General features: G+C 63.6%; 19 protein-coding genes and 1 pseudogene. 9 read left to right on the top strand and 11 right to left on the bottom strand.

Going from position 1 to position 23,767, the window contains the following annotated elements; translation table 11 throughout:
* Positions 1-51: 51 nt before the first annotated feature.
* Complete coding sequence (locus tag C7G42_RS15415) at positions 52-1,815, bottom strand: ABC transporter ATP-binding protein (protein WP_106949833.1); 1,764 nt, start codon at positions 1,813-1,815, stop codon at positions 52-54.
* Between the two features lie 276 nt (positions 1,816-2,091).
* Between C7G42_RS15415 and C7G42_RS15410 the strand changes: the two genes are divergently transcribed.
* Entirely contained in the window at positions 2,092-3,162 is a 1,071-nt protein-coding gene (locus C7G42_RS15410) for a glycosyltransferase family 4 protein (RefSeq protein ID WP_106949832.1), read from the top strand.
* 91 nt (positions 3,163-3,253) lie between these two features.
* On the opposite strand, the gene C7G42_RS15405 is transcribed toward C7G42_RS15410, so the two are convergent.
* The 6 genes and pseudogenes from C7G42_RS15405 to C7G42_RS15385 all read right to left on the bottom strand — a co-directional run bounded on the left by C7G42_RS15405 (position 3,254) and on the right by C7G42_RS15385 (position 10,697).
* Positions 3,254-5,182, bottom strand: a complete 1,929-nt coding sequence (locus C7G42_RS15405; protein WP_106949831.1) for an alkyl/aryl-sulfatase — start codon at positions 5,180-5,182, stop codon at positions 3,254-3,256.
* A gap of 126 nt (positions 5,183-5,308) precedes the next feature.
* Entirely contained in the window at positions 5,309-6,472 is a 1,164-nt protein-coding gene (locus C7G42_RS15400; protein WP_106949830.1) for a GGDEF domain-containing protein, read from the bottom strand.
* Positions 6,473-6,594: 122 nt separating this feature from the next.
* Entirely contained in the window at positions 6,595-7,875 is a 1,281-nt protein-coding gene (locus C7G42_RS36240) for a TRAP transporter large permease (RefSeq protein WP_245427790.1), read from the bottom strand.
* A 216-nt stretch (positions 7,876-8,091) separates the two neighbouring features.
* Positions 8,092-8,571, bottom strand: a pseudogene (locus tag C7G42_RS36235) (TRAP transporter small permease); the annotation flags it as partial.
* A 156-nt stretch (positions 8,572-8,727) separates the two neighbouring features.
* On the bottom strand, positions 8,728-9,729 hold the full coding sequence (locus tag C7G42_RS15390) for a DctP family TRAP transporter solute-binding subunit (RefSeq protein ID WP_106949828.1): 1,002 nt from the start codon (positions 9,727-9,729) through the stop codon (positions 8,728-8,730).
* A gap of 197 nt (positions 9,730-9,926) precedes the next feature.
* Positions 9,927-10,697, bottom strand: coding sequence for a methyltransferase domain-containing protein (locus tag C7G42_RS15385; protein WP_106949827.1), 771 nt, complete (start codon positions 10,695-10,697; stop codon positions 9,927-9,929).
* 145 nt (positions 10,698-10,842) lie between these two features.
* On the opposite strand from C7G42_RS15385, the gene C7G42_RS15380 reads away from it, so the two are divergent.
* Both C7G42_RS15380 and C7G42_RS15375 read left to right on the top strand, forming a co-directional pair.
* The gene (locus C7G42_RS15380) at positions 10,843-11,586 is read left to right on the top strand and encodes an SDR family NAD(P)-dependent oxidoreductase (protein WP_106949826.1); all 744 of its coding nucleotides are present in this window, start codon (positions 10,843-10,845) and stop codon (positions 11,584-11,586) included.
* A 61-nt stretch (positions 11,587-11,647) separates the two neighbouring features.
* Positions 11,648-12,031 (top strand): YidH family protein, encoded by a 384-nt coding sequence (locus C7G42_RS15375; protein ID WP_106949825.1) that lies wholly within the window; start codon positions 11,648-11,650, stop codon positions 12,029-12,031.
* A 221-nt stretch (positions 12,032-12,252) separates the two neighbouring features.
* On the opposite strand, the gene C7G42_RS15370 is transcribed toward C7G42_RS15375, so the two are convergent.
* On the bottom strand, positions 12,253-12,606 hold the full coding sequence (locus tag C7G42_RS15370) for a UBP-type zinc finger domain-containing protein (RefSeq protein WP_106949824.1): 354 nt from the start codon (positions 12,604-12,606) through the stop codon (positions 12,253-12,255).
* A gap of 262 nt (positions 12,607-12,868) precedes the next feature.
* On the opposite strand from C7G42_RS15370, the gene C7G42_RS35300 reads away from it, so the two are divergent.
* The 3 genes from C7G42_RS35300 (at position 12,869) to C7G42_RS15360 (ending at position 13,882) form a co-directional block, all read left to right on the top strand.
* A complete protein-coding gene (locus C7G42_RS35300) occupies positions 12,869-13,045 on the top strand; it encodes a hypothetical protein (RefSeq protein ID WP_199580927.1) in 177 nt (58 codons plus the stop codon).
* Between the two features lie 114 nt (positions 13,046-13,159).
* On the top strand, positions 13,160-13,591 hold the full coding sequence (locus tag C7G42_RS15365) for a pyridoxamine 5'-phosphate oxidase family protein (protein ID WP_106949823.1): 432 nt from the start codon (positions 13,160-13,162) through the stop codon (positions 13,589-13,591).
* Positions 13,592-13,606: 15 nt separating this feature from the next.
* A complete protein-coding gene (locus C7G42_RS15360; RefSeq protein WP_106949822.1) occupies positions 13,607-13,882 on the top strand; it encodes a hypothetical protein in 276 nt (91 codons plus the stop codon).
* Between the two features lie 171 nt (positions 13,883-14,053).
* On the opposite strand, the gene C7G42_RS15355 is transcribed toward C7G42_RS15360, so the two are convergent.
* Positions 14,054-15,115: an isocitrate/isopropylmalate dehydrogenase family protein gene (locus C7G42_RS15355; RefSeq protein WP_106949821.1), complete on the bottom strand. Its 1,062-nt coding sequence runs from the start codon at positions 15,113-15,115 to the stop codon at positions 14,054-14,056.
* Positions 15,116-15,300: 185 nt separating this feature from the next.
* On the opposite strand from C7G42_RS15355, the gene C7G42_RS15350 reads away from it, so the two are divergent.
* Positions 15,301-16,689 carry an MFS transporter gene (locus C7G42_RS15350; protein WP_106949820.1) on the top strand — a complete coding sequence of 463 codons (1,389 nt, stop codon included), beginning with the start codon at positions 15,301-15,303 and terminating at the stop codon, positions 16,687-16,689.
* A 32-nt stretch (positions 16,690-16,721) separates the two neighbouring features.
* Here the strand turns inward: C7G42_RS15350 and C7G42_RS15345 are convergent, their stop codons facing one another.
* Together C7G42_RS15345 and C7G42_RS15340 are read right to left on the bottom strand one after the other, a co-directional pair.
* Positions 16,722-18,905, bottom strand: coding sequence for a hypothetical protein (locus C7G42_RS15345; RefSeq protein WP_106949819.1), 2,184 nt, complete (start codon positions 18,903-18,905; stop codon positions 16,722-16,724).
* 257 nt (positions 18,906-19,162) lie between these two features.
* Positions 19,163-20,752 (bottom strand): B12-binding domain-containing radical SAM protein, encoded by a 1,590-nt coding sequence (locus C7G42_RS15340; protein WP_106949818.1) that lies wholly within the window; start codon positions 20,750-20,752, stop codon positions 19,163-19,165.
* Positions 20,753-21,108: 356 nt separating this feature from the next.
* Between C7G42_RS15340 and C7G42_RS15335 the strand changes: the two genes are divergently transcribed.
* Together C7G42_RS15335 and C7G42_RS15330 are read left to right on the top strand one after the other, a co-directional pair.
* Positions 21,109-21,558, top strand: a complete 450-nt coding sequence (locus tag C7G42_RS15335; RefSeq protein ID WP_199580926.1) for a (2Fe-2S)-binding protein — start codon at positions 21,109-21,111, stop codon at positions 21,556-21,558.
* A gap of 10 nt (positions 21,559-21,568) precedes the next feature.
* Positions 21,569-23,752 carry a xanthine dehydrogenase family protein molybdopterin-binding subunit gene (locus tag C7G42_RS15330; RefSeq protein WP_106949816.1) on the top strand — a complete coding sequence of 728 codons (2,184 nt, stop codon included), beginning with the start codon at positions 21,569-21,571 and terminating at the stop codon, positions 23,750-23,752.
* The last annotated feature ends 15 nt before the right edge of the window (positions 23,753-23,767 follow it).

Here is a 23,767-nt window from a genome sequence, read left to right as displayed (position 1 = left end):
TCCCCTGCGCTTGTTTCAAGACGCAACCGACTCGATAACGCGACTGTTGGTTTACGCTGCGGCCTGTGCGAGCCGGCTCATTTCCTGCGTGACCAGTTCACGATAGGGCCCATGGCCTTGCATCAGACGCTCGGGCGAGCCGTCTTCGATGATCTTGCCATTCCTCAGCACCACCACGCGATCGAAATTGCGCAGCGTCGCCAGCCGGTGCGCGATCGCGATCACGGTGCGGCCGCGCATCAGGCGCGACAGCGCCTCGCGGATGGCCTCCTCGGATTCGCTGTCGAGCGCCGCCGTCGCCTCGTCCAGCAGCAGGATCGGCGCATCCTTCAGGAAGGCGCGCGCGATCGCGATGCGCTGGCGCTGGCCGCCGGACACCTTGACCCCGCGGTCGCCGACCATGGTGTCGAGCCCCTCCGGCAAGCTATCGATGAAATCGCAGCGCGCCGCGATCGCGGCCCGCAGCACCTCGTCGTCGGTAGCGTTCGGCCGGCCATAGCGGATGTTCTCGCGGATGGAGCGGTGAAACAGGGAAATGTCCTGCGGCACGACCGAGATCGCCTCGCGCAGGCTGAGCTGCGTGACCTTCGAAATGTCCTGGCCGTCGATGGTGATGTTGCCCTCGTCGGTATCGTAGAAGCGCTGCAGCAGCGTGAACAACGTGGACTTGCCGCCGCCGGATTGCCCGACAAGACCGACGCGCTGGCCGGGCTGAAGCCGCAGGCTGAAACGCTCGAAGATCTTGTCGCCGCCGGGATAGCCGAAGCTGACGTTGTTGAACGCGATCGCCGCGCCGCTCTTCACCAGCGGCTCGGCGTCGGGATGATCGCGCAGCTCGTGCGGCACCAACAGCGTGGCAATCGCTTCTGTCAGCCGCGCGACGTGCTGGGTGACGTCCACCAGCGCCACCGCGAGATCGCGGGTAGCGCTGAGAATGGAGATGCCGAGTGTACAGACCAGCACGACGTCGCCGGTGGTCGCCTCGCCCTTCTGCCAGAGCGTGACGGCCCAGGCCATCAACGCGACCGTCAAAACCACAGTTATGGCGGCATGCAGCAGCCGCAGCTTCTCGAGATAACGCAGGCTACGGCTTCGCGCCGTCAACTCCCGGTTCACCGTCGCGTCGAACCGCTCATGCTCGTGGCCGATACCGCAGAAGGCCCGCACCAAGGGCATGTTGCTGATGACGTCGATCATCTCGCCGTCGACGACGGCGGCCTTGTCCGCGAAGTCGTCATGCAGCGGCTTGCCCGCAGCGGCGAGACGGAACATCGCGAGCACCATGCCACCGGCGATGACGATCAAGCCGAGCGCCATGTAAGGACTGACGGTTCCAATCAAGGCGATTGCCGCAATTGTGGCAATGCAGGGCGGCAACACGTTCCAGACGAACATGTTTTCGACCGTGAACACCGCGTTGGACGTCGCCGTAATGCGGCTCGTCAGCATGCCTGGCATCCGGTCCGAGAAGTAGCTCGGCGCGTGTCCGGTCAGATGACGAAATATGTCACGCCGTAAATCACCCGTGACACGAACGAAGGTGAAGCTCGCCGTCCAGCTGGCGATACGCCACAGGAAGTTGTCGGCAGTGATGAGTGACATGAGCAGAATGAATGCCAGCCATACGCCGCCGCCTTGCGAGGGCCCCGCAGACAAGGCGTCGACAAGGGATTTGACCCCGTACTGAGTGCCTACGGAGCAGGCAACCGCTGCAACAACCGCAATCACGATCACCAGATGCGATGCCATTCGCATCCGAAGATAGCGCAAGACAAAGGCAAATGGCCTGCGCGCATATCCAGAAAGATGATCCATAGGCTATCGCCCCGTTATGTTGATTTGAGTTTTTTGTCTTAGCCGACTGAACATCGACGGCTTCGCCGCGGTTCCCGGGCATTGCGATCACGACACGCGGATGCGGACGATGTGAGAAGAGGTGATGGCATCATCGCGACCACGCTGCAGTGTGTCGAAGAAGTAACGGTCGGAGGAAGGAACTTCGCAAATGCGAGAACGTTCCCACCTTGGCATGCCGGTGCCGAAACATGGCGGGGGCTTCTACGATCATGATCGCACAGAGGAGATGGTGAGATGCGCATAGCGCAGGTAGCTCCGTTGACAGAGGCTGTTCCACCCAAGCTGTATGGCGGCACCGAGCGGGTGGTGCACTGGTTGACGGAAGAGCTGGTGGCCCTTGGGCACGACGTAACGCTGTTCGCCAGCGGAGACTCCCAGACATCAGCCAAGCTGGATGCGCTGTGGCCGAGAGCGCTACGCCTCGACGGTTCCGTGCGCGATCCCAACGCGCTGCACATGGTGCTCCTGGAGCACGTACGGCAGAAATGTGACGACGAGGAGTTCGACTTCCTCCACTTCCATCTCGACTACTATCCGTGGTCGTTGTTCCACCGGCAGCCGACGCCGTTCCTGACCACGCTGCACGGCCGGCTCGATCTTCCGGAGCATCAGCCGGTCTTCAACACCTTCTCCAAGATGCCCGTCGTCTCGATCTCCAATGCGCAGCGGCGGCCGGTGCCGCAGGCGAATTGGGTGCAGACGATTTACCACGGCCTGCCGGAGAATTTGCTGACGCCGAAGCCGGCAAAGCAGGAATATCTCGCCGTGCTCGGCCGCATCGCGCCCGAGAAGGGCGTCGACCGCGCCATCAAGATTGCAACCCATTGCGGCATTCCGCTGAAGATCGCGGCCAAGGTCGATCGCGCCGACCAGGACTACTATGACGAGTTGATCCGGCCGATGATCGAGAACAATCCGCTGGTGGAGTTCATCGGCGAGATCGGCGATCACGAGAAGTCGGAATTCTTGAGCGGCGCGCTCGGCCTTCTGCTGCCGATCGACTGGCCGGAACCGTTCGGCCTCGTCATGATCGAAGCCATGGCCTGCGGCACGCCGGTCGTTGCCTTCAACCGCGGCTCGGTGCCCGAGATCATCGACGAGGGGCTGACCGGCTTCATCGTCGAGGACCTTCTCAGCGCGGCCGGTGTCGTCGGCCGCCTCGCGCAACTCGACCGCGCTGCCATCCGCAAGCAGTTCGAGACGCGCTTCACCGCGCGGCGCATGGCGCTGGACTATCTCGCGGCCTACCGCCGCCTCGCCGAGCAGAAGGCGCCGCGGATCAAGCTGGTGAGCAGCGCGGAGTAAGTCGTCTCCGATACTCTCGTGTCCCCGACGCGCCGCAGCGCCCTTGGCGCTGCGCTGCGTCCGGGGCACGTGAGACCGCTGCGGCGAGTGTCTACCTCACCACCGCCCGCTTCGGCTCGACGATCTCGAACATCCGCGGAAACTCGTCCATCAGGCCCATCAGCTCGGCGAGCTTCATCGGGTTGCCCGCGAGCTTGACCTTGCCGGCCGCGACCGCCTCCGGAAAGCTCGTCAGCTTGGCGATCACCTCGTCGAGCGTGGAGCGCGCCAGCGTGAAGCTGGCATCGGCGCCCTCCGCCTGCACACCCTCGGCGTAGGTGAGCGCGCAATTCTCCAGATTGAGCACGAAGGTTTCGCCGGTGTCAGAGAAATTCCAGTTCAGCACGATGTGCTTTCCTTCCGCCTTCGGACCGTTGAGGCGGATGCCGAGCACGTCCCAGAGCTGCCCGGTGCGCAGCGCAGCCAGCGTTTCGCGCGGCATCGGCGGGCGCGCCGGCACCTTCGGCATGCCCAAGCGCAATTCCTGCGCGCCGAACAGATAGGCGTTGCGCCAGGTCGCGCTTTCGGCGGCGTAGCCGAGCTGCTCCAGCGTGTCGGCGAGCAGCGCGCGCGCCGCCGCATGATCAGGCTGGGCGAAGACGAGATGGCCGAGCGCTTGGGCGATGAAGCGGAATTCACCCTTGTCGAAATCCGCACGCGCCCGCGCCAGGATGGCGTCGGCGCCGCCCATGTATTCGACATATTTCTTTCCGGACTCCACCGGCGGCAGCGGATCGAGATTGACCGGGTTGGCGTCGTACCAGCCGAGATATTTCTGATAGATCGCCTTCACATTGTGCCGGATGTGGCCGTAATAGCCGCGGCCGTGCCAGGCGCCGTCCAGGCTCTTCGGCAACCGGATCGTCTCGGCGATCTCGGCGGCGGTGAGGCCGTGGTTCATCAGACGAATGGTTTGGTCGTGCGCGAATTTGTAGAGATCGCGCTGCTGCCGGATCATCGTGCCGATGCGCTCACGTCCCCACACCGGCCAGTGATGCTGGCCACACATCGCCTCCGCCTTGCCGTCCCAGAGCTGCAAGGCCTCGCCCAGATATTTCGACCAGGCCAGCGCGTCGCGCACGTCGGCGCCGCGGAACGGCAGCAAATTGTGAAAATTGTGGGTGCAGTTCTCGGCGAGATTCAGCACCTTGTACCGTGGGATGAAGAAGTGCATCTCCGCCGGCGCTTCGCTGTTCGGCGCCATCTGGAATTCGAATTCGACGCCGTCGATGACGCGCCTGTCGCCGGTCGTCATGATCAGGTCGGTCGGGCGCAGCAACGCGACCGAACCCGCCGCCATCGACTTGCCGAGCCCGCAATCGATCTGCCCGCGCGCGCCCTTGGCGAGCAGCGGCCCGAACTGGTACTGGGCACGGCGCAGCATCGCGGGGCCTGCGATGATGTTCTCGGACACCGCGTGCTCCATAAACAAATTCGGCGCGATGATCGGTACCCGAGCAGTGGCCAGCGCGTCCTCCTCCAGCACGCCGCGCGCGCCGCCCCAATGGTCGGTGTGGGTGTGCGTGAAGATGACGGCCGCGACCGGCTTCAGGCCGCGATGCCTGAAATAGAGATCGAGCGCGGCCCGCGCGCCCTCGATCGAGGTCAGGGTGTCGACGACGATGACGCCGCTGTCGCCTTCGATCAGCGTCATGTTGGCGATGTCGAGCCCGCGCACCTGGTAGACACCGGGCACGACCTCGAACAGGCCGTGCTGCATATTGAGCCGCGACTGGCGCCACAGGCTCGGATTGACCGTCGGCGGGGCCTCTTCAGTGGACAGAAAACCGTACGGCTCGAGGCTCCAGACCGTCCGCCCCTGCGAGGTCGTGATCGCCGCATTGTCGATCGTGCCGAGGAAGCCGCGCGCGGCGTCGTCGAAATCCCGCGTGTCGTAAAACGGCAGCGCGTTCAGCATTGCCGCTTGCTGCGCGATGACGGACGCGCTCGCGTCCTTTGGCTCGTTGCTGATGTCAGTCATGTTTTTCCTCCCGGCCCGTTGGGCGGCATCTAACCGCATCTCGCGGTCGATTGCCATCACCGGAGGAAGCGAGAGGACATTGGATGTCTCTTCTTCCCTTCCCCTCGCGGGAGAAGGTGGCACCGTCTATGCCGCCTGCACGGCCAGTGCTTCGGTGACCGCCGTTGCAACAGCCGCTTCCGCCGCCCGCAATTCCCGCGCCAACACGTAGCCGCCGCGATTTTGCTTGGCCCGGTACAGCGCCTTGTCGGAGCGCGACAGCAGCGCCTCCGCGGTGCGCCCGTCGTCCGGCGCGACGGCAACACCGACGCTGACGCCGAGATCGATCAGCTGTCCGTCGACGTCGTAGGGTGCGCTGATCGACTGCACGATGCGTTGCGCCATCGCCTCAGCATCAGCCGCCTCGCCCTGCACCAGGACGAATTCGTCGCCGCCCATGCGGATCAACAAATCGTCTTGCGTGACGAGCGCCTTGAGCCGCCCGGCGACCTGCTTCAGCAGCGCATCACCGGCGGGATGGCCGAACCGGTCATTGGCCTCCTTGAAGCGGTCGAGATCGAGCGTATGGACCGCAACCATCCCGGCTGACAGCATCAGGGGCAGGTCCGCCGCCAGCACCGAGCGGTTGGATACGCCGGTCATCGAATCCGAGCGCGCGAGCTGCTCGAATTTCCGCTTCAGCGTGATCTGGCTGATCGAGGCGTTGAAGCTCAACCGCACCATCTCGAAACTCGCGACCACGTACATCAGAATGAGGAGCCCGAGGCCGACGTGGCGCAGATCCGGCTGCATGAAAGTGACGATCGCGGTGGGCGCGGCGATCGCGACCAGATCGAGCAGCGCCGCGACGGGACGCAGCGCCAGCCGCGCCACCACGCCGGCACCGAAGCCGAATCCGATCCCGATCGCCATCACGGAACAAAGCGCATCACCGAGCACGATGCTGCGCGCGGCGAACACGCCAAGCACCAGCGCCGTCGCAACGGTGCCGGCAATATAGCGCCACTCCCAGGTCGCGGCCTCGGCCCGATCCAGTTGCGGTGAACGCGTGAGACGACGGCGGAAAGCAAGAATTTCGAACAGACGGACGATCGCCACCATGACACCGGCGACCGTCAGGATCGCCGTCACCATGTCCCCGGTCTCGTAGGTCGTGATGGCGCCGACCATTGCGAGGCAGGCCGCCGCGAGAATGTTCGGCATCGTGGTGCCGTGAAGGCCCACGATGACTTCCAGATAGACGGCGTCGGAAATCGACGCCCGTCCGGATTCCATTCTGTCGAAGAACATGCCAGCTCCCATCTGCTGGCATGGTCCTACTTCACATCCGTAAAAAGGGGTGCGTCGCACCACGCTGACATTTTAGCGCGCGGATTAACCGCGCGTTAGCCATGCGTGATCCTTCGCCCACATTACATCCCGAGCAGTCTCGGCAGCCACAACGACAGGCCCGGCCAGTAGGTCACCACCACCAGGAATCCCAGCATCGTCAGCAGCCATGGCCACACCGCGACCGTGAGCTCGGTGATGCCCATCTTGGCGATGCCCGAGGCGACGTAGAGATTGAGGCCGACAGGCGGATGGCAGAGGCCGACCTCCATGTTGACCGTCATCAGGATGCCGAAATGAATGGGGTCGATGCCGAGCTTGACCGCGACCGGAAACAGGATCGGGGCCATGATCAGGATGATCGAGGACGGCTCCATCACATTGCCCGCCACCAGCAGAAGGAGGTTGACGAGCAGCAGGAAGCCGATCCACCCCAAGCCCTGGTCGATCATCCATTGCGCCAGCGCTTGCGGCACGTTCTCGTAGGTCATCAGGAACGAGAACAGCACGGCGTTGGTGATGATGTAGAGCAGCATCGCCGACAGATTCGCCGACGACAGCAGCACCCGCGGCACGTCCCGCAGCTTCAGATCCTTGTAGATGAACACCGCGACGAAGAAGGCGTAGACCGCGCTGACGGCGGCAGCCTCGGTCGGCGTGAACAGGCCGCTGTAGATGCCGCCGATCACGATCACGATCAGCAGGATGCCCCAGATCGACTTGCGGAACGCATCGAAGCGCTGCATGAACGTCGCCTTCGGCATCCGCGGATAGTCGTTGCGCCAGGCGCGATAGAAGGTCGTGGCTCCGAGCAGGAACGCCAGCACGAGTCCCGGTATGATGCCGGCGATGAACAGTTTGCCGACCGAGCTGTTGGTGGAGACGGCGTAGAGAACCATCGGGATCGACGGCGGGATGAGGATGCCGAGCGAGCCCGACGTCGTGATGACGCCGGCGCCGAACCGCTTCGGAAAGCCTTGTGCGACCATCGCCGGCAGGATCACCGAGCCGATCGCCACCACGGTCGCCGGCGAAGAGCCGGAGATCGCGGCGAACAGCGCGCAGGCGACTACACCCGACAGCGCCAGACCGCCATACCAATGGCCGACCAGCGAGGTTGCGAAATTGATCATCCGCCGCGCCACGCCGCCATGGGTCAGGAAGTTGCCGGCGAGGATGAAGAACGGGATCGCCATGATCTCGAAATTCTCGATGCCGGTGAACAGCTTCAGCGCCACCGATTCCGTTCGCACGTCGGTCAGCGTGAACATGAAGCTGAGCACGGTGAGACCAAGCGCGATCGAGATCGGCATGCCCGTCAGCATCAAGGAGAGCAGCAGCGCGAACACGATGACGACGCGCAGGCCCTGCGGCAGCGTGATGACGTGAGCCGAATGAGCGAAGCACAAGGCGACGATCAGCACCGGCAGCAGCATCAGGATCCAGCCGAGCGGGCTGCGCTCGTCCCGGACGACCTGGGTGGGCGTCACCGGGGCAGGATGCACCGGATCCACCTCGACGCCTTCGACGCCGGCCATGTCGTGATGCGGCAGCTCGCCGGTCCGGTAGAACGACCAGGCGACCTGCAGGAAGCGGAAGCACATCAAGCCGGAGCCGATCGGAATGGTGAGATACACCATCCACATTGGCGCCTCGAGGTCGTTCGACTGCTGGCCGGTCTGCCACATCTGGCCGACGAAAGCGGCGCCGAAATAGGCGACGATGGCGGTGAAGAGCGCGCCGCACAGCAAGCCAAAGGTGATGACGCGCCGGCGCGACCCGCCGGGCAGGATATTGACCAGCACGTCGACGCCGACATGGATGCCGGTCCGCACGCCATAGGCGGCGCCGAACTTCGCCATCCAGATGAACATGTAGATGCAGAGTTCCTGCGCCCAGGACAGGTCGAGAGCCGCGAGCCAGACGAACGCAGCCCGCATGGGGACGGCGAGGAAGGTCAGGTTTCGGGCTTCCGCCCATTTGGCGATGTCGATCGACAGGCCGGCGCCGTAGCGGTGCAGCACGGCGACGAAGATGAGCGACGTCGCAGCCGCGATCATCGTCGCGATCAGCCATTCCTCGAGATGATTGAGCACACGATTCAGCACACGCAGCAACTTCGTTCCCCCAGCATTGGCTCGTCCATTCAAGAGCGAAACGGCCGGGAGTGCGATCACCCCCGACCGTTGCTATTTATTCTCGTTAGGGCGCGGCCGTCAGTTCATCTTGACGTCGAGTTCCTTGGCGACGAGATCGAGCACCTCCTGCCCGACTCGGCCCTTTGCCCATTTATAAGTCGGCTGCATCGCCTCCTGCCAGGCCTTGCGATCGGCGTCGGTGAGGTAATGCAGAGTCGTCTTGCCGGTCTTCTTGATCTCGGCCAGCGCGTCCTCGTTCTCCTGGCGCGCGATCGAGTTGGTGTAGTCGGTCGCATCCGCCATCGCCTTGTCGAGCTGGGTGCGGATATCGGGCGGCAGCCCCGACCAGAATTTCGAATTGACGATGACGGCATATTGCAGATGCGCGTGATAGGACACGGTGATGTCCTTCTGCACCTCGTAGAATTTCTGCGTCAGGTAGTTGGACGCGGTGTTCTCGCAGCCGTCGACCACGCCGGTCTGTAGCGCCTGGTAGACTTCGGAGAACGCCATGATCTGCGGGATCGTCCCGAGCAGGCGGAAATACTGGTCCGCGACCTTCGATCCGGAGATGCGGACCTTCAGGCCCTGGAAATCGGTCGGCTTCACCAGAGGACGGTTGGCGGAGAGCATATGGAAGCCATTGTCCCAATAAGCGAGCCCCGTGATCCCCTTGGCCTCGAGCTTCTGGAACAGCCATTTGCCGACCGTGCCCTTCATCGCGTTGGAATAGGTCTGGTCGTCCTTGAACAGCCAGGGCAGGTCGAGCGCCTCGAACTCCTTGATGCCCAGCGGCGCGAATTTCGCGGTCGAGGGCGCAAGCATCTGCACTGAGCCGAGCTGCAGCGCCTCGATCTCCTCCTTGTCCTTGTAGAGCGTGGAGTTCGGGTAGATCTCGACCTTGACCTTGCCGTCGGTGTATTTCTCGGCGAGTTCCTTGAACTTCAGCGCACCCTTCCCTTTCGGGGTGTCGTTGGCGACGACGTGGCTGAATTTGATGACGATCGGAGTTTGCGCCTGCCCGACGGCAGGGGCCAGAACCAGCGCGACGGCCGCGACCGCGAGAAGCAGTTTGCGCATGAAGACCTCCCCAACAACCTCGAAAAATCGGGTTCTTTTTGTTTTGCAGGTCAGTAGTGGCAGCAATCCATATGCCGAACAACTAGACCTAAGCCCAATTTGCCGCAGCCAAGCTATCTTGACGGAAGCTGTCAAGGCAACCCGCGATCCGCGCCCGTTCAGCCGAAAGAACGCTTATGTCGCATTGCGGCAAGGCATCAGCTCTTACGCTGGGCGACCATGAACAGGCGACGGAACGGAAACAGGGTCTGCCCCGCCGCATTCTTCGGATAGGCCTTCGCAACCCGCGCGCCATAGGCGGCTTCGAATGCGATCTTTTCCTCGCCTGCGAGCACGTCGAGGTAGCGCGTCAGCCAAGTCCCCTTGGTCCATTCCTTGACGGGGTTCTCGCCTTCGAGCACCTGCAGATATTCGGTCTCCCAGATGTCGATGTTATCGGACATCGGCGCAAGCAGATCGTGATAGAAGGCCGGCCCCTCGACCGGCGGCGGCGTGACGAGATGCTCGACCTTGGACCGCCACGGACCATCGAGCGCGGTCTCGCCGATCAGCACGTGGGAGGGCGCCAGAAAGTTGCGCGGCATCTGCACTGCAATCATGCCGCCAGGCTTCACCTTCTCCATGACCGACGGAGACAATGCCGCATGATTGGGCAACCAGTGCAGTGCGGCATTGGAATAGATCAAGTCGTAATGTCTGGCGGGATGCCAATCGCCGAGATCCTCGTGCGACCATTTCACGTCGGGGGCAGCCTTGCGGCCGGCGGCAACCATTTCGGCCGAGCCCTCGACGCCGGTCACGCTCGCTTCCGGCCAGCGCTCCCTAATCAGTTTCGTCACGTTGCCGGTACCGGCGCCGAGGTCGGCAATCTCGCGCGGGCCAAAATCCGGAATTCGCATCAAGAGGTCCACGGCGGGCCGCAGCCGGTGGCCGGAGAATTTCAGATATTGCTGCGGATCCCAGACCATCGCTCAACGCCTTTTCTTTTTCGTGTTTCCTTCAACGCCGCTCTTGGTTACCACTGCTCGTCCCGCTCAGGCAATTCGCAAGGCTCGCGGGACGGGCAGGCAACGAACAGCAACAAGCAAGAACCAGACAAGAGAGCGTGTGACCATGGACCTCGGGCTCAAATCGAAAACCGCTGTCGTCACCGGCGCGAGCATCGGCATCGGCCGCGCCATCGCCAAGGGCCTCGCCGCCGAGGGCGTGCGCGTCGTCGTCGTGGCGCGGCGCACCGATCTTCTCGCCGAGCTGGTGAAGGAGGAAGGCTCCGGGCTGATCACGCCGTTCGAGCAGGACGTGATGGCCAAGGACGCGGCGGAGAGGATCGCAGCCTTTGCATCGAAGGAGCTCGGCCATGTCGACATCCTCATCAACAATGCCGGCGGCAGCCGCCCGCTGCCGGTCGATGCGCCCGACAGCAAATGGGACGAGGCGATCGCGCTGAACTTCACTAGCTATCGCCGCATCGCGCATGCGCTGCTGCCGCAGATGATCGAGCGCAAATGGGGCCGCATCGTCAACATCACCGGCAAGTCTGAGCCCGAAGGCCTCAACGCCGCCTTCGCCGCGAAAGCAGCGGTCCATGCCTGGGCCAAGGGCCTGTCGCGCGAGATCGGCGAGCACGGCATCACCATCAACTGCATCCCGCCCGGCCGCATCATGAGCGAGCAGATCCGCCGCAACTACGCGCCCGATTATCGCGAGCGCTTTGCGGAAGAGGAAATCCCCGTGGGCTATTGGGGCGAGCCGGAGGATCTGGCGGCACTCGCGGTGTTCCTGGCCTCACCGGTGGCGCGCTACATCACGGGCACGGTGATCCCGGTGGATGGGGGATTGCGGCGGTATCAGTTTTAGGAGGCAGCCGTAGAACGGGTAGAGCGCAGCGAAACCGATCGACAACATCCAGAGAGAGTCGATGATCGAGAGATACTCCGACCACGCCGCGAACGAGCGGACTTTTCTCGCCTGGGTCAGGACGGGCATCGCGGTCATCGCGTTTGGCTTTGTCGTCGAGAAACTCAACCTGTTCGTCCGAACCATCGCCGAAGCCAGCAGGACGGAGATCGGGTCTCGACTGCAATTCGATCGCTTCACGGGCGCGTTCAGTCACTATGACGGCCTGGCGCTGATCCTGATCGGGATCGCCATGATCGTGATTTCGCTCATTCGCTTCATCAGGATCGGCCGAATGATCGACGACGCACAACCCCATTCCGCCGCCGGCATCAAGGCCGAACTGGTGCTCGCCGTCGTGCTGGGCCTGATCGTGACAGCGATGACGGTGTATTTTGCGCTCTGACTTCGTCGTTGATCACCGCCCCCGTAGGATGGGTAGAGCGCAGCGAAACCCATCGACCGCTTTCAAGATCAAGCATGATGGGTTTCGCAAGTGCCTTACCCACGATGCCTGCCGCCCCTGCAAACAACATGCACTCCAGAACACCGGCGTGGCGGGCCATGCTGTAGGGACAAAATCGGTCGGTGGGTCGTCGATGCTCAGCCAATGGCTCGAGCTGCTGCCTAGTCGTGGAGCCGTGTTTGCCAGTCTGAAGGCACGGCCCCAGCCGGCCCCGGCACCGGCTGATCCGACGGATGGGATTGAGGGCCCTGAAGCTTCGGGCCGACGAAAGCCTCTCCTGTCCGATAGTCGTAAAACCATCGCTCGCCCGGCTCGAAGCTCGTGATGATCGGGTGACCTGTCGCCGCGTTGTGCTTCGACGCATGCTGGTTGGGTGACGCATCACAGCAGCCGATGTGGCCGCATTCGGTACATCTGCGGAGATGAAACCACCACCCGCCTGCCGCTGAACAGTCCGCGCAACCCGTTCCGCTCGGCTTGGCTGCGAGGTTGATGCCGTCGCTCTCAGATGTCATAGGTCAATCCACTGGAAGTGCCGGCGTTCACCGTCGATACATTCACGCCGCGATCTCCGCCACGATCGTGTTTTGCCAGTGTTTAGCCCGACCGGTCAACGTCTCGGTCGCCCGGAGCCCAGTCCCGGCACCGCGCGAAAGGTGGGAACGCCCCGATCATCGGCATTCGCAAGCCGGTAGGTTCCGCGCAAATTGGCGTCAGTCTAATTCCGGAACGGTCAACCGGCCAACGCGTTGTCTCCTATATGATAAGGAGAACACCATGAGCGTTGAAGGCAAGATCAAGGAAGGCGCCGGCTACGTCAAGGAAGAGATGAACGAGCACGGCAAGGATCCCGAGAGCCAGCGCAAGGCGCAAGAGGGACGCGATCTTCGCAATGAGGGCCGCATGGAAGACGGCAAGCCCCCGAAGACCACGAAGCCGGGCACCGGCCACTAATCCGATCTGATTTATACCGCCTCCGGCTGTGTCGGGGGCGGTTTCATTTTGGAAGCATAGAGCGCGCGCGGCGCGTTGCTGAAGCCGTTGCTCAACCCTTACTGAGGAAAGTTCATGTCCAAGAAACTGCTGGCCGAGATCGCAAAGGACATGGCCGGTATCGACATCGCCATTCTTTCGACCCACACCGACAACGGCGAGATCGCCAATCGTCCGATGAGCAACAACGGCGATGTCGCCTACGATGGCACCTCGTATTACTTTACGTATGATCAGGCCCGGACCGTATCGGACATCCAGCGAAATCCGAAAGTCGCGCTCGGATTTTCGTCAGAAGCGGGTCTCTTCTCGCAAGGGATTTACGTGGCCGTCGAGGGCACCGCCGAGCTGATCCGGGACAAAGCCGTCCTTCAAAAGCATTGGACCAGCGACCTCGACAAGTGGTTCGAGCACGGCATCGACACGCCGGGCATCGTCCTGATCAAGGTGAAAGCCAACCGGATCACCTATTGGAAAGGCCGTGAAGAGGGCGAGGTTGCGCTCTGATCGGCACGGTCGATCGTGCGGCGATTCTTTCGGTGGTTCTTCCGGAATCGTGAAACTGGTGCCATCACCATCGCGCAGTGGCCGAATCTGATCCTTTGGATCGTGATCGTTGCTGCGGCTCTGCTCTGGTTATTGCCAGCCGCAGGTCAAACCAACACCGCATTGAAGATCGTCATGAGGGGTGGCCTGATCATCTGGGGCTTCGACGAAATCCTTCGCGGCGTCAACCCTTGGCGGCGCTGTCTCGGCGCCGCCGTGGTCTTGTATCAGATTGTGGCCCTTCAGCCTTGACGGGCTAAACCGCTGCCGGTGTTTTGCCCGACGAGTCAAATTGACCGCAGCGGCAAATGCGGTCGTGTATCGGCCCGAAATTGCCTTATCGATCAATGGCGTTCTACTGTGCATGGGGTTGTTTTTCGAAATTTTGCATTGAGCCTGGGGAAAAAAATGTGCCGGCTCCGCTCACCCCGCCTGCAGGATCTCCTCAATTGCCGCGCCCGCTGCGATGGTGCCTAGCTTGCCGCCGACATCGCGCGTCGCCCTGCCCTTGCCAAGCGCCTTCGCCACCGCCGCCTCGATCGCGCGCGCGGCCTCCTCGTAGCGGACGGCGCCGCTCCTCTCCCCGTGCCAGGCGAGCAGCAGGGCTGTCGACAGGATCAGCGAAACCGGATTGGCGACGTCCTGCCGGGCGATGTCGGGCGCCGAGCCGTGCGCGGCCTGCGCCATGGCGTAGCGGTCACCGACATTGAGGGAGCCGCCGAGGCCGAGGCTGCCGGAAAGCTCCGCCGTGAGATCGGACAGGATGTCGCCGAACATGTTGGTGGAGACGATGACGTCGAAACGACCGGGGTTGCGGACCACATGCGCCATCATGGCATCGACCAGGATGTCGTCGACGCCAAGGCCCGGATAGGCCTTCGCGGCCTCGCGGCAGATGTCGAGGAACATGCCGTCCCCGATCTTGAGCACATTGGCCTTGTGCACGATGGTGAGATGCTTGCGCCGCTTCATCGCCAGACGGCAGGCGGCATGCGCGATGCGCTCGCAGCAGAGCCGCGTGATCCTTCGCAGCGAGATCACGACATCTGGCGTGACCAGCATCTCGCCGTTGCCCTGCTCCATGTTGCGGTCGGCATAGAAGCCTTCGGTGTTCTCGCGGACCACGACGAGGTCGAAATCACCGATGCGGCCCGGCCTGACCGGATAGGTGCGCGCGGGCCTGACATTGGCGTAGAGGTCGAGGTTCTTGCGGAAGTGCCGGGACGGGTTGATCTCGCCATGCGCCTCGTCCTTGAAGTCGAAGGTCGCGGTCGGGCCCAGGATCAGGCCGTCGGCGGCGCGGACGATATCGAGCAGTTCGGGGCGCACGGTCGTGCCTGACAGCTTCAGGCTCGCGTGCCCGACCGCGTGCTCCTCCAGGCGCAAATTGAGCTGGAAGCGCTCGGACGCCGCGCGCAGCACGCCGGATGTCGCACTCGTGATCTCGGGTCCGATGCCGTCACCGGGCAGAACGACGATTCGCATGGCGATCCCCTGACATTTGCAGCAGCGGCGCGATCATACGCCAGCGCGAGCGGGCATCGCCTCAGCTTCGCGCATACACCGCATGCAGGCATATGCCTGTGGAAGCGAAGCCAGCCGTAGTACATGCCAAATTCCGCTATCGCCACGCCGCCCGGGCAACGCGCGAACGCAATGACACCAAGGCAATGACAATCACGTTACCTGCCGCCGCGCGCGAGCCCGACCACACCACATCTGATGGCCTCCCGCCCGCGCAGCGGCGCTGGGCAATTGCCGCGATCTTCACCGCGCTGGCGATGGCCTCGCTCGACACCGCGATCGCCAACATCGCCCTGCCCGCCATTGCCGCCGATCTTCATGTCTCGCCGGAGCAGTCGGTCTGGGTGGTCAACGTCTACCAGATCGCGCTGGTGGCGACGCTGCTGCCGCTGGGCGCGCTCGGCGAGATCGTCGGGCACCAGCGCATCTATCTCGGCGGCCTGATCCTGTTCACCATCGCCTCGCTGCTCTGCGCGGTGGCCTGGTCGCTCGACAGCCTGCTGGTCGCGCGCACGCTGCAGGGGCTGGGGGCCAGCGGCATCATGAGCGTCAACACGGCGCTGGTACGCTTCGTCTATCCCGGCCGAATGCAGGGCCGCGGTTTCGGCCACAACGCGCTGGTGGTTGCAACCGCCTTCACCGTCGGACCGTCGGTCGCCTCCGCCATCCTGGCGGTCGGCCCGTGGCCGTGGCTGTTCGCGGTCAACATTCCCTTTGGCCTCGTCGCCATCGGCATCGGCGTTGCAATGCTGCCGAAGACGCCGCGGGCGGACCACGGGTTCGACTTTCTTGGCGCGATGCTGGCGGCGGCCTGCCTCGGCCTGTTCATCACCGGCATCGGCAGCGCCGCGCACAATCTGTCGCCGGTGGTCGTGGGTGTCGAGTTGGTCACGGCCCTCGTGCTCGGCTTCATCCTGACGCGCCGGCACGCCGATCACCCGGCGCCGATGCTACCGATCGACCTGTTCAGCCGGCCGATGTTCGCCCTGTCGGCCGCGACCGCGGTGTGCTCCTTCGCCGTGCAGGGGCTCGCCTTCGTCTCGCTGCCGTTCTATTTCGAAGACGTGCTCGGGCGCTCGCAGGTCGAGACCGGCTTCTTCATGACGCCGTGGCCGCTGGTGGTCGGCATCATGGCGCCGATCGCGGGGCGCCTGTCCGACCGCCATTCGGTAGGCCTGCTCGGCGGCATCGGGTTGGTGCTGCTCGGCATCGGCATGGCGCTGCTCGCGACGCTTCCGGCCAACCCTGCCATCGCCGACATCATCTGGCGGATGGTGATCTGCGGCATGGGTTTCGGCTTCTTCCAGGCGCCGAACATGAAGGCGGTGATGTCGAGCGCACCGCCGCACAGGAGCGGCAGCGCCTCGGGCATCGTCGCGACCGCGCGCCTGATCGGGCAGACCACCGGCGCGGCGATCGCCGCGGCCTGCTTCGCGCTCGCGGGCCACGACGGCGCGACCTTGGCGCTGGCGCTCGGCGCGGGCTTTGCCGCGCTCGGCAGCGTGATGAGCTTTTTGCGGTTGGCGGTGAAGTAGGCCCATCGGCGCGCTTCAGCGCGAGCCCACCTTTACGGCGCCGTCTGCGCGATGGGACGGCTCACCACTCCCGCGGCGTCGAGCGGCTCACATGTGATGGTCCGTTGAAACCTTGGCGGTCCCTTCCAGCCCGCGGTCTCGCTCACGGGCACAAACGTGCTCCCTTGCGGTGCCAGGATGATCGGCTCCGATTTCAGGCAGAGATCGGGAAATGCAATGCCGTGGCCCGCCCCTTGGGTGAACCGCCCGACCAGCATTTGGGAGGCCCGCATCCTCATCGCCGGCGAGGCCCGCATCGTGCGGTCGGGGTCGAATACGCGGTAGCACGGCCAATCGGTGCGCTCCGCTTGGAACTCGTAGACGATGCGGCACGCCGCTCCCGCCGATTTAACGAACGGCGTAGTCGAAGGCGCCGCAGCATCGCGTTCGAATACCAGGGTCTCCAGCTTCAACGCTTCCGTGGTCGCTGTGGGCTTGCCCGGTTCGATCGCGATTTCGCCACGCGAGAACACCAGCTTGGTCCTCGGTCGCGCCTCCCTGGTCTCCAGGACCAGCACGGGTCTCTCTGCCCACGAGCGGTCCAGCTCCACGTCACCGTTGCCCATCGTCAGCCGCACATTGCCGACGGAGGGGTTATCCGTGGCAAAATCGATCGTGCGAAGGTGCACGCTCGACTTCGACGCCTCGAGGCTCAGGAATCGCAAATCGTCCGCCTTGCGCGTGATCGGCATCATCGGATCGAAGCGATCGTCGATGTTGAACCGGACGATCTTCTTCAGCTTGGCCGAGAGAGGTCCTTTGGCGGCGAGCGGCGGTGCAACGTCGATCACGAGCAGCGCACCTTCGGGCGAGAAGGTGTTGCCGAAGGCGCGCTGCCAGATGGCGGTCAGCGGCGAATCCGTTTGCTGTGCGATGTCCCGCGCGAAATAGATCTGCTGTCCGGGGCGAACAAACGGAAAGCTCTGAAAGGCACCGAGCCCGGAGCCGTCACGGACCTCAGTTTCGGGGAAGGTGACGCATTTGGACCGGTCATCATCGGTCCCCTCCACCTTCCTGGACGCGGAGCGCGAACAGAAGCTCAGATGGTGCTCTTTCGTCTTCTGCGAGCTGATCGAAGTCGTATATATGATGTCAGGACTTCCAGGGACTTCCATCGGAAGCGGAGAGCTCGCGAACATGTCGATCTCCACGCGGGTGAGCGACGGGCCCGCATCGACCGAGCACAGATCCCGGGTCGGCAAGGTGTTGGTGAGGAGACGCGCAGCATCGGCGCCGACGATGCAGGATACGCTGTTCTCCGGGTTGTTCCGGCTCATCCAGATCAGATGATCCCTGCCCGTTCCATCGACCAGGAGATGCGGTGCCGCATGCCGCCGGCGCGGCGGCAACCAGACCGGCATGGTTTCGGTCAGCATGGGTACGCGCCTGAGCAGCACATCCGGCAACCGCGTCACCCCGACTGAGCTCAGTTCGGCGCTGACCGCATTCGGATCGGTGGTCCATTCCAGGACGGGAACATTCGCGCAGGTGATGCAGGTCACGGCGAGATTGGAGCGAAGGTTCTCGAACATGAGAATGACCTGATCAGGATCATTGGCGTATTTGGCGGGCAGAATCGACTTGAATGGATGACTGACCACACGGCTGACCAGAAATCCGTTCGACCGCGACGGGTCGGAATCGAACTCGAAATAGGTCGATCGGTCCCAGCCGCGAAAAGCGTCGTATCCTCCGAGGCTCACGCCTGCCAGAACCATCTTGGAGTCGGTCTGACAGCGCGCCGCGCTGCTCTCCTGGCTGCCGTTTCGAATGTAGAAACAGAGTCGAAAAGCCGCGTTCTGCAGAATGCGATCGCAATCGTTCTGGTTATAGCCATAGGTCGCAAGGCCATGGCGATAGCACAGGTCGTGAAAGACGCAGGCCTGCCTGAAGCGCTGCAGGACGAGATGGCGCTTCTGGTCGGAATCCCGGCCGCCGTCGAAGAATATGTTGGCCCAGGGCGGCAGGCTGCAGTTCAGGCCCTCGCCACTGCCACCGATGGTGCTGACGACGTCCGGTCCCGATTGAAAGGCCGTGATGGTGGCGGGCATTTCGCCGTCGGTGATGTCGTCGACGTTCTTGTAGATGGAATCGGCGATGAAGGAGGGCAGATATGCGAAGACCAGCACCACCACGACGATCAGTGCAACCGACCACCGGATCACTTTCCTGGACATGCCTACCCCCGCTAATGCTTTTCCGGCAATGACGTCGGTCGCAATGGCAGACGAGCACTGAGCCTCGCGGACCATTCAAAGGCCCGCGCGGAATGTTCAGACACCGAAAATCGCAGCAGTGTCGTCCCGATGACGATCAGCTTGAGGTTGTCCTGCTGTCAAGCCGGGATCTCACACATGACAGCCGATTTGATATCCTGACGGCCCGCCGCGCAGCGCATCAAAGCGTCGTGGGCGGTTCCATCGCGTTGCGGATGTCAGGCCAGATGTCGAGCCTCGGTCGCGCCCGCAGCCAGGGCTGGACTCGGCATTTGCTCGTCCAGCGCCGCCAGGCGCTCATCGATGGCGGCGATGACCTTGCGGGAGAACGGTCCGAGATGGGCATAGGCGGCGATCATCTGGACCGCAATGCGCGCCGAAGACGTGTCGCGCTTGGCGCAGTTCATGAACGTCTGCCACAGCGGCCCGCGCGCTTCGGGAAGCGCGGAGACGACACGATGCACGGTCTCCATCGCACCGAGCTTGGCGCGGATATCCCCTTCCGCGAGTTCGTGGCGCTGCCGCGAACGGTCGAGCAGCGTCATCAAGCGGTCGACGCGTCCTGCATAGGCGGTCGGGCTGTAGACGTGCTCCAGCACGCGCTTGTAATCCGTCAGGATGTCGCGCAGCGGCCGCACCGGATCGAAATTGATCCCGGCCGTGCACTGATCGGCGCCGATGGTCGGCGCCACATCGTGGCCGACGTGGAGCCGGCCTTCGCGCTCCAGGCGGCGCGTCAATTGCGTGTTCGGCAAGGCATAGAGCAGTCCGACCATGCTGACGGGAATCGCCGCCTCCTCGATGAAGTCGATCATGGCGTCCGCCATGGAGACCTTCTCGTTGTCGAAGCCGACGATGAAGCCCGCGGTGACGAGCATGCCGGCGGCGTAGATCTTGTGGATGCTCTCGGCGATGTTGCGCCGCGTGTTCTGCTTCTTCCGCATCGCGACCAGCGTCGCCGGATCCGGACTTTCGATGCCGACGAAGACGGCGAAGAAATTGGCTGCGCCCATCAGGTCCAGCAGCTCGGGATCGTCTGCCAGATTGACCGAGGCTTCGGTCGACAATTCGAAGGGGTAGCCGTGCGCGCGCTGCCACTCGGCAAGCTGGGGCAGGAACAGCCTGAGCGACTTCTTGTTGCCGATGAAATTGTCGTCGACGAAATCGAGATGGCCGCGGTAGCCCATGGTGTAGAGCCTGTCGAGCTCCGACAGCATCTGCGCGTTGGTCTTGGTCCGCGGCACGCGTCCATAGAGCTCGATGATGTCGCAGAACTCGCAGGTGAACGGACATCCACGGGAATACTGCACGCCGAGATAGAGATAGTCCTCGAACTTGAGCAGGTCGAAACGCGGCACAGGCGTCTTGGTCACGTCCGCCTGGAATTTCGGTGCGGTAAAGGTCCCGGACCGCGCGCCGCCTTCCCAGGCTGCGATGAATTCGTCGATGACGCTCTCGGCCTCGCCGAGCACCCTGAAGTCGGCCCGTTCATAGATGTGCGGGCTCGAGGTCGGATCCGGTCCACCCACGACCACCGGCTTGCCTGCGGCACGGCAAATCTCGATGAGGCGCAGCGTGTCGGCCTGCTGCGGCATCATCCCGCCGGTGAAGACGACGTCGGCCCAGGCGAGATCCTCGTCGCTGAAGGGCGCCGTATTGCAATCGATCAGCCGGACCGTCCAGCTTTCGGGCAACATCGCGGCCACGGTGATCAGGCCCAAGGGAGCGGCCGGTCGCTTTACGCCCAACACCTTGCAGGATTCGCCAAAGGTCCAGAAGGATTCCGCCGAGAACAGCGGATACAGCATCAGCACGTTGGGACTTGGCAATTCGTGGAACTCCTTCTGGCGTCGGCGCAGTGTACCAGACCGCGAACGTCTTGCATCCCGGCAAAAGGGACAAACTGTCGCCGTGGCCGGACGCGGCCTGGAACCCGCGTTCACAGCTGCGTGTCGCCCCAGACCTGTGGATTGGCGCCCGCGGAAGGTCGATCGGATCGACCATGATGGGGGTGAGACAAAACACCGCCCTCCTCGTAATCTTCCCCCGACAGCGCAATTCTTCGCGTTTCACCCCTCGCACTATTGATTTGAACAGTTCCAATTTGCCGGACACATTGCGCCCCTGAGTTCAATCGGTGGATTGGGCCAATCAGGGGACTGCGATGGCAAACCTAACAATCAACGGAAAAACCTTCACCCTCGACGTCGAGCCGGACACGCCGCTGCTCTGGGCGATCCGCGAGAATGCCGGTCTGACCGGCACCAAATACGGTTGCGGCATTGCACAATGCGGCGCCTGCACCGTCCACATCGAAGGCATCGCCACCCGCTCCTGCGGCGTCTCGGTCAGCGAAGCCGAGGGCAAGAAGATCACGACCATCGAGGGACTCGGCTCACGCGATGCCTTGCACAAGGTGCAGGAGGCCTGGATCGCCCAGGACGTGCCGCAATGCGGCTATTGCCAGAGCGGCATGATCATGGCGGTGGCGGCGCTGCTGAACGAGAAGCCGAAGCCGACCGACGCCGATATCGACGAGGCCATCACCAATATCTGCCGCTGCGGCACCTTCCAGCAGGTGCGCGAAGCGATCCACACGATCGCAAGCGCGTAAGGAGCCGCCAATGAGCAAGCATGTTTCTCCCCGCATGGATCGCCGTGCCTTCGTCATCGGCAGCGCCACGCTCGGCGCCGGCCTTGCCGTCGGCCTCGATATCCCCTTCGGGCCCGCCGTGGTCCGCGCCGCCGACGGCTCGCCCGAAATCGGCGCCTGGGTCGTGGTCAGGCCAGACGACACCGTCGTGATTCGCATCGCCCGCTCCGAGATGGGCCAGGGTTCGCTCACAGGTCTCGCCCAGCTCGTCGCCGAGGAACTCGAATGCGACTGGACCAAGGTCACGACCGAATATCCGACGCCGGGCCAGAGCGTCGCCCGCAAGCGCGTCTGGGGCGATTTCTCGACCGGCGGCAGCCGCGGCATCCGATCCTCTCAGGACTATGTCCGCAAGGGCGGCGCCACCGCGCGCGTGATGCTGATCCAGGCCGCGGCCGACGCATGGAAGGCGCCGGTCTCCGAATGCACGGCAGCGAACAGCGTCATCATCCATACGCCGTCGGGCCGGACCACGACCTATGGCAAGGTCGCCGAGGCCGCCGCGAAGCTGACGCCGCCGGCCGAGGTCAAGCTGAAGGATCCGAAGGACTGGAAACTGATCGGCAAGGGCGTGAAGCGGCTCGACACCGTCGACAAGACCAACGGCGCCATGATCTACGGCGTCGACGTCAAGTTGCCGGGCATGGTGAACGCCGCAATCAAGGACTGCCCGGTCTTCGGCGGCAAACTGAAGAGCTTCGACGAATCCAAGATCGCCGGCATGAAAGGCGTCAAGAAGGTCGTCAAGGTCGGCGATACCGCGGTCGCGGTCGTCGCCGACACCTGGTGGCACGCCAAGACCGCGCTGGATGCGCTGCCGATCGTCTGGGACGAGGGCGACAACGCAAAAGTCTCCAGCGAATCGATTGCAAAGTGGCTGGCCGAAGGCCTCGACAACGACCAGCCGGCCTATGTCGGCAACAAGAACGGCGACGCCAAGGCGGCGATCGCGAGTGCGGTCAAGAAGGTCGAGGCCGTCTACTCCTATCCCTACCAGAACCACGCCACGATGGAGCCGATGAACGCCACCGCGCTCTACAGCGCGGACAAATGCGAGGTCTGGTGCGGCACGCAGAATGGCGAGGCCGCGTTCGCAGCGGTGCTGGAGGCCTCAGGCCTGCCGGCGGACAAGTGCGACGTGCACAAGGTCATGCCCGGCGGCGGCTTCGGCCGGCGCGGCCAGACCGACTATGTCCGCCAGGCCGTGATGATCGCCAAAGCAATGCCCGGCACGCCGGTCAAGCTGATCTGGTCGCGCGAAGAGGACATGGCGCACGGCCGGTATCACCCGATCACCCAGTGCAAGATGACCGGCGCGTTCGATGCCGACAACAATCTTGTCGCGCTGCATTACCGCCTGTCGGGGCAGTCGATCCTGTTCTCGCTGCGCCCCGAAGCGCTGCAAAACGGCATGGACCCCGCCGCCTTCCAGGGGGTCGCCCAAACCGGCGAGGCCGCGTTCGGCTATTCGGTTCCGAACCTCTTGGTCGAGCACGCGATGCGCAACCCGCACGTCCCGCCCGGCTTCTGGCGCGGTGTCAACGTCAATCACAACGCGATCTACATGGAGTGCTTCATGGACGAGCTGGCCCAGGCCGCAGGCCAGGACCCGCTCGAATTCCGCCGCAAGTTGATGGGCAATCACCCCAAGCACCTCGCGGTGCTCAATGCGGTCGCCGAGAAGATCGGCTGGACCATGCCGGCGCCGAAGGGCGTCTATCGCGGCATCGCCCAAGTGATGGGCTATGGCAGCTATGTCGCCGGCGCCGCCGAGATCTCGGTGACCGACGGCAACAAGATCAAGGTGCATCGCATCGTCGCCTCCACCGATCCCGGATATGTCGTCAATCCGGCCCAGGTGGAGCGGCAGATCGCGGGTTCCTTCGTTTACGGCCTTTCGGCGCTGTTCTACGGCGGCTGCACCGTCAAGGACGGCAAGATCGAGCAAACCAACTTCGACACCTACAATTCGATGCGCATCAACGAGATGCCGAAGGTGGAATCGGTGATGGTGCCGAGCGGCGGGTTCTGGGGCGGCGTCGGCGAGCCGACCATCGGCGTCGCAGCGCCGGCCGTGCTCAACGCCTACTTCGCCGCGACCGGCAAGCGCATCCGCTCGGTGCCGCTGCGGGACCAGAACATCACCTTCGCCTGAGAGCAGCCGCGGCGG

Origin of the sequence: Bradyrhizobium sp. MOS003 (assembly GCF_003020125.1) — a bacterium.
GTDB lineage: Bacteria > Pseudomonadota > Alphaproteobacteria > Rhizobiales > Xanthobacteraceae > Bradyrhizobium.
The sequence above is the reverse complement of the archived record's forward strand: the minus strand, read 5'-3'. Positions and strand labels throughout refer to the sequence as shown.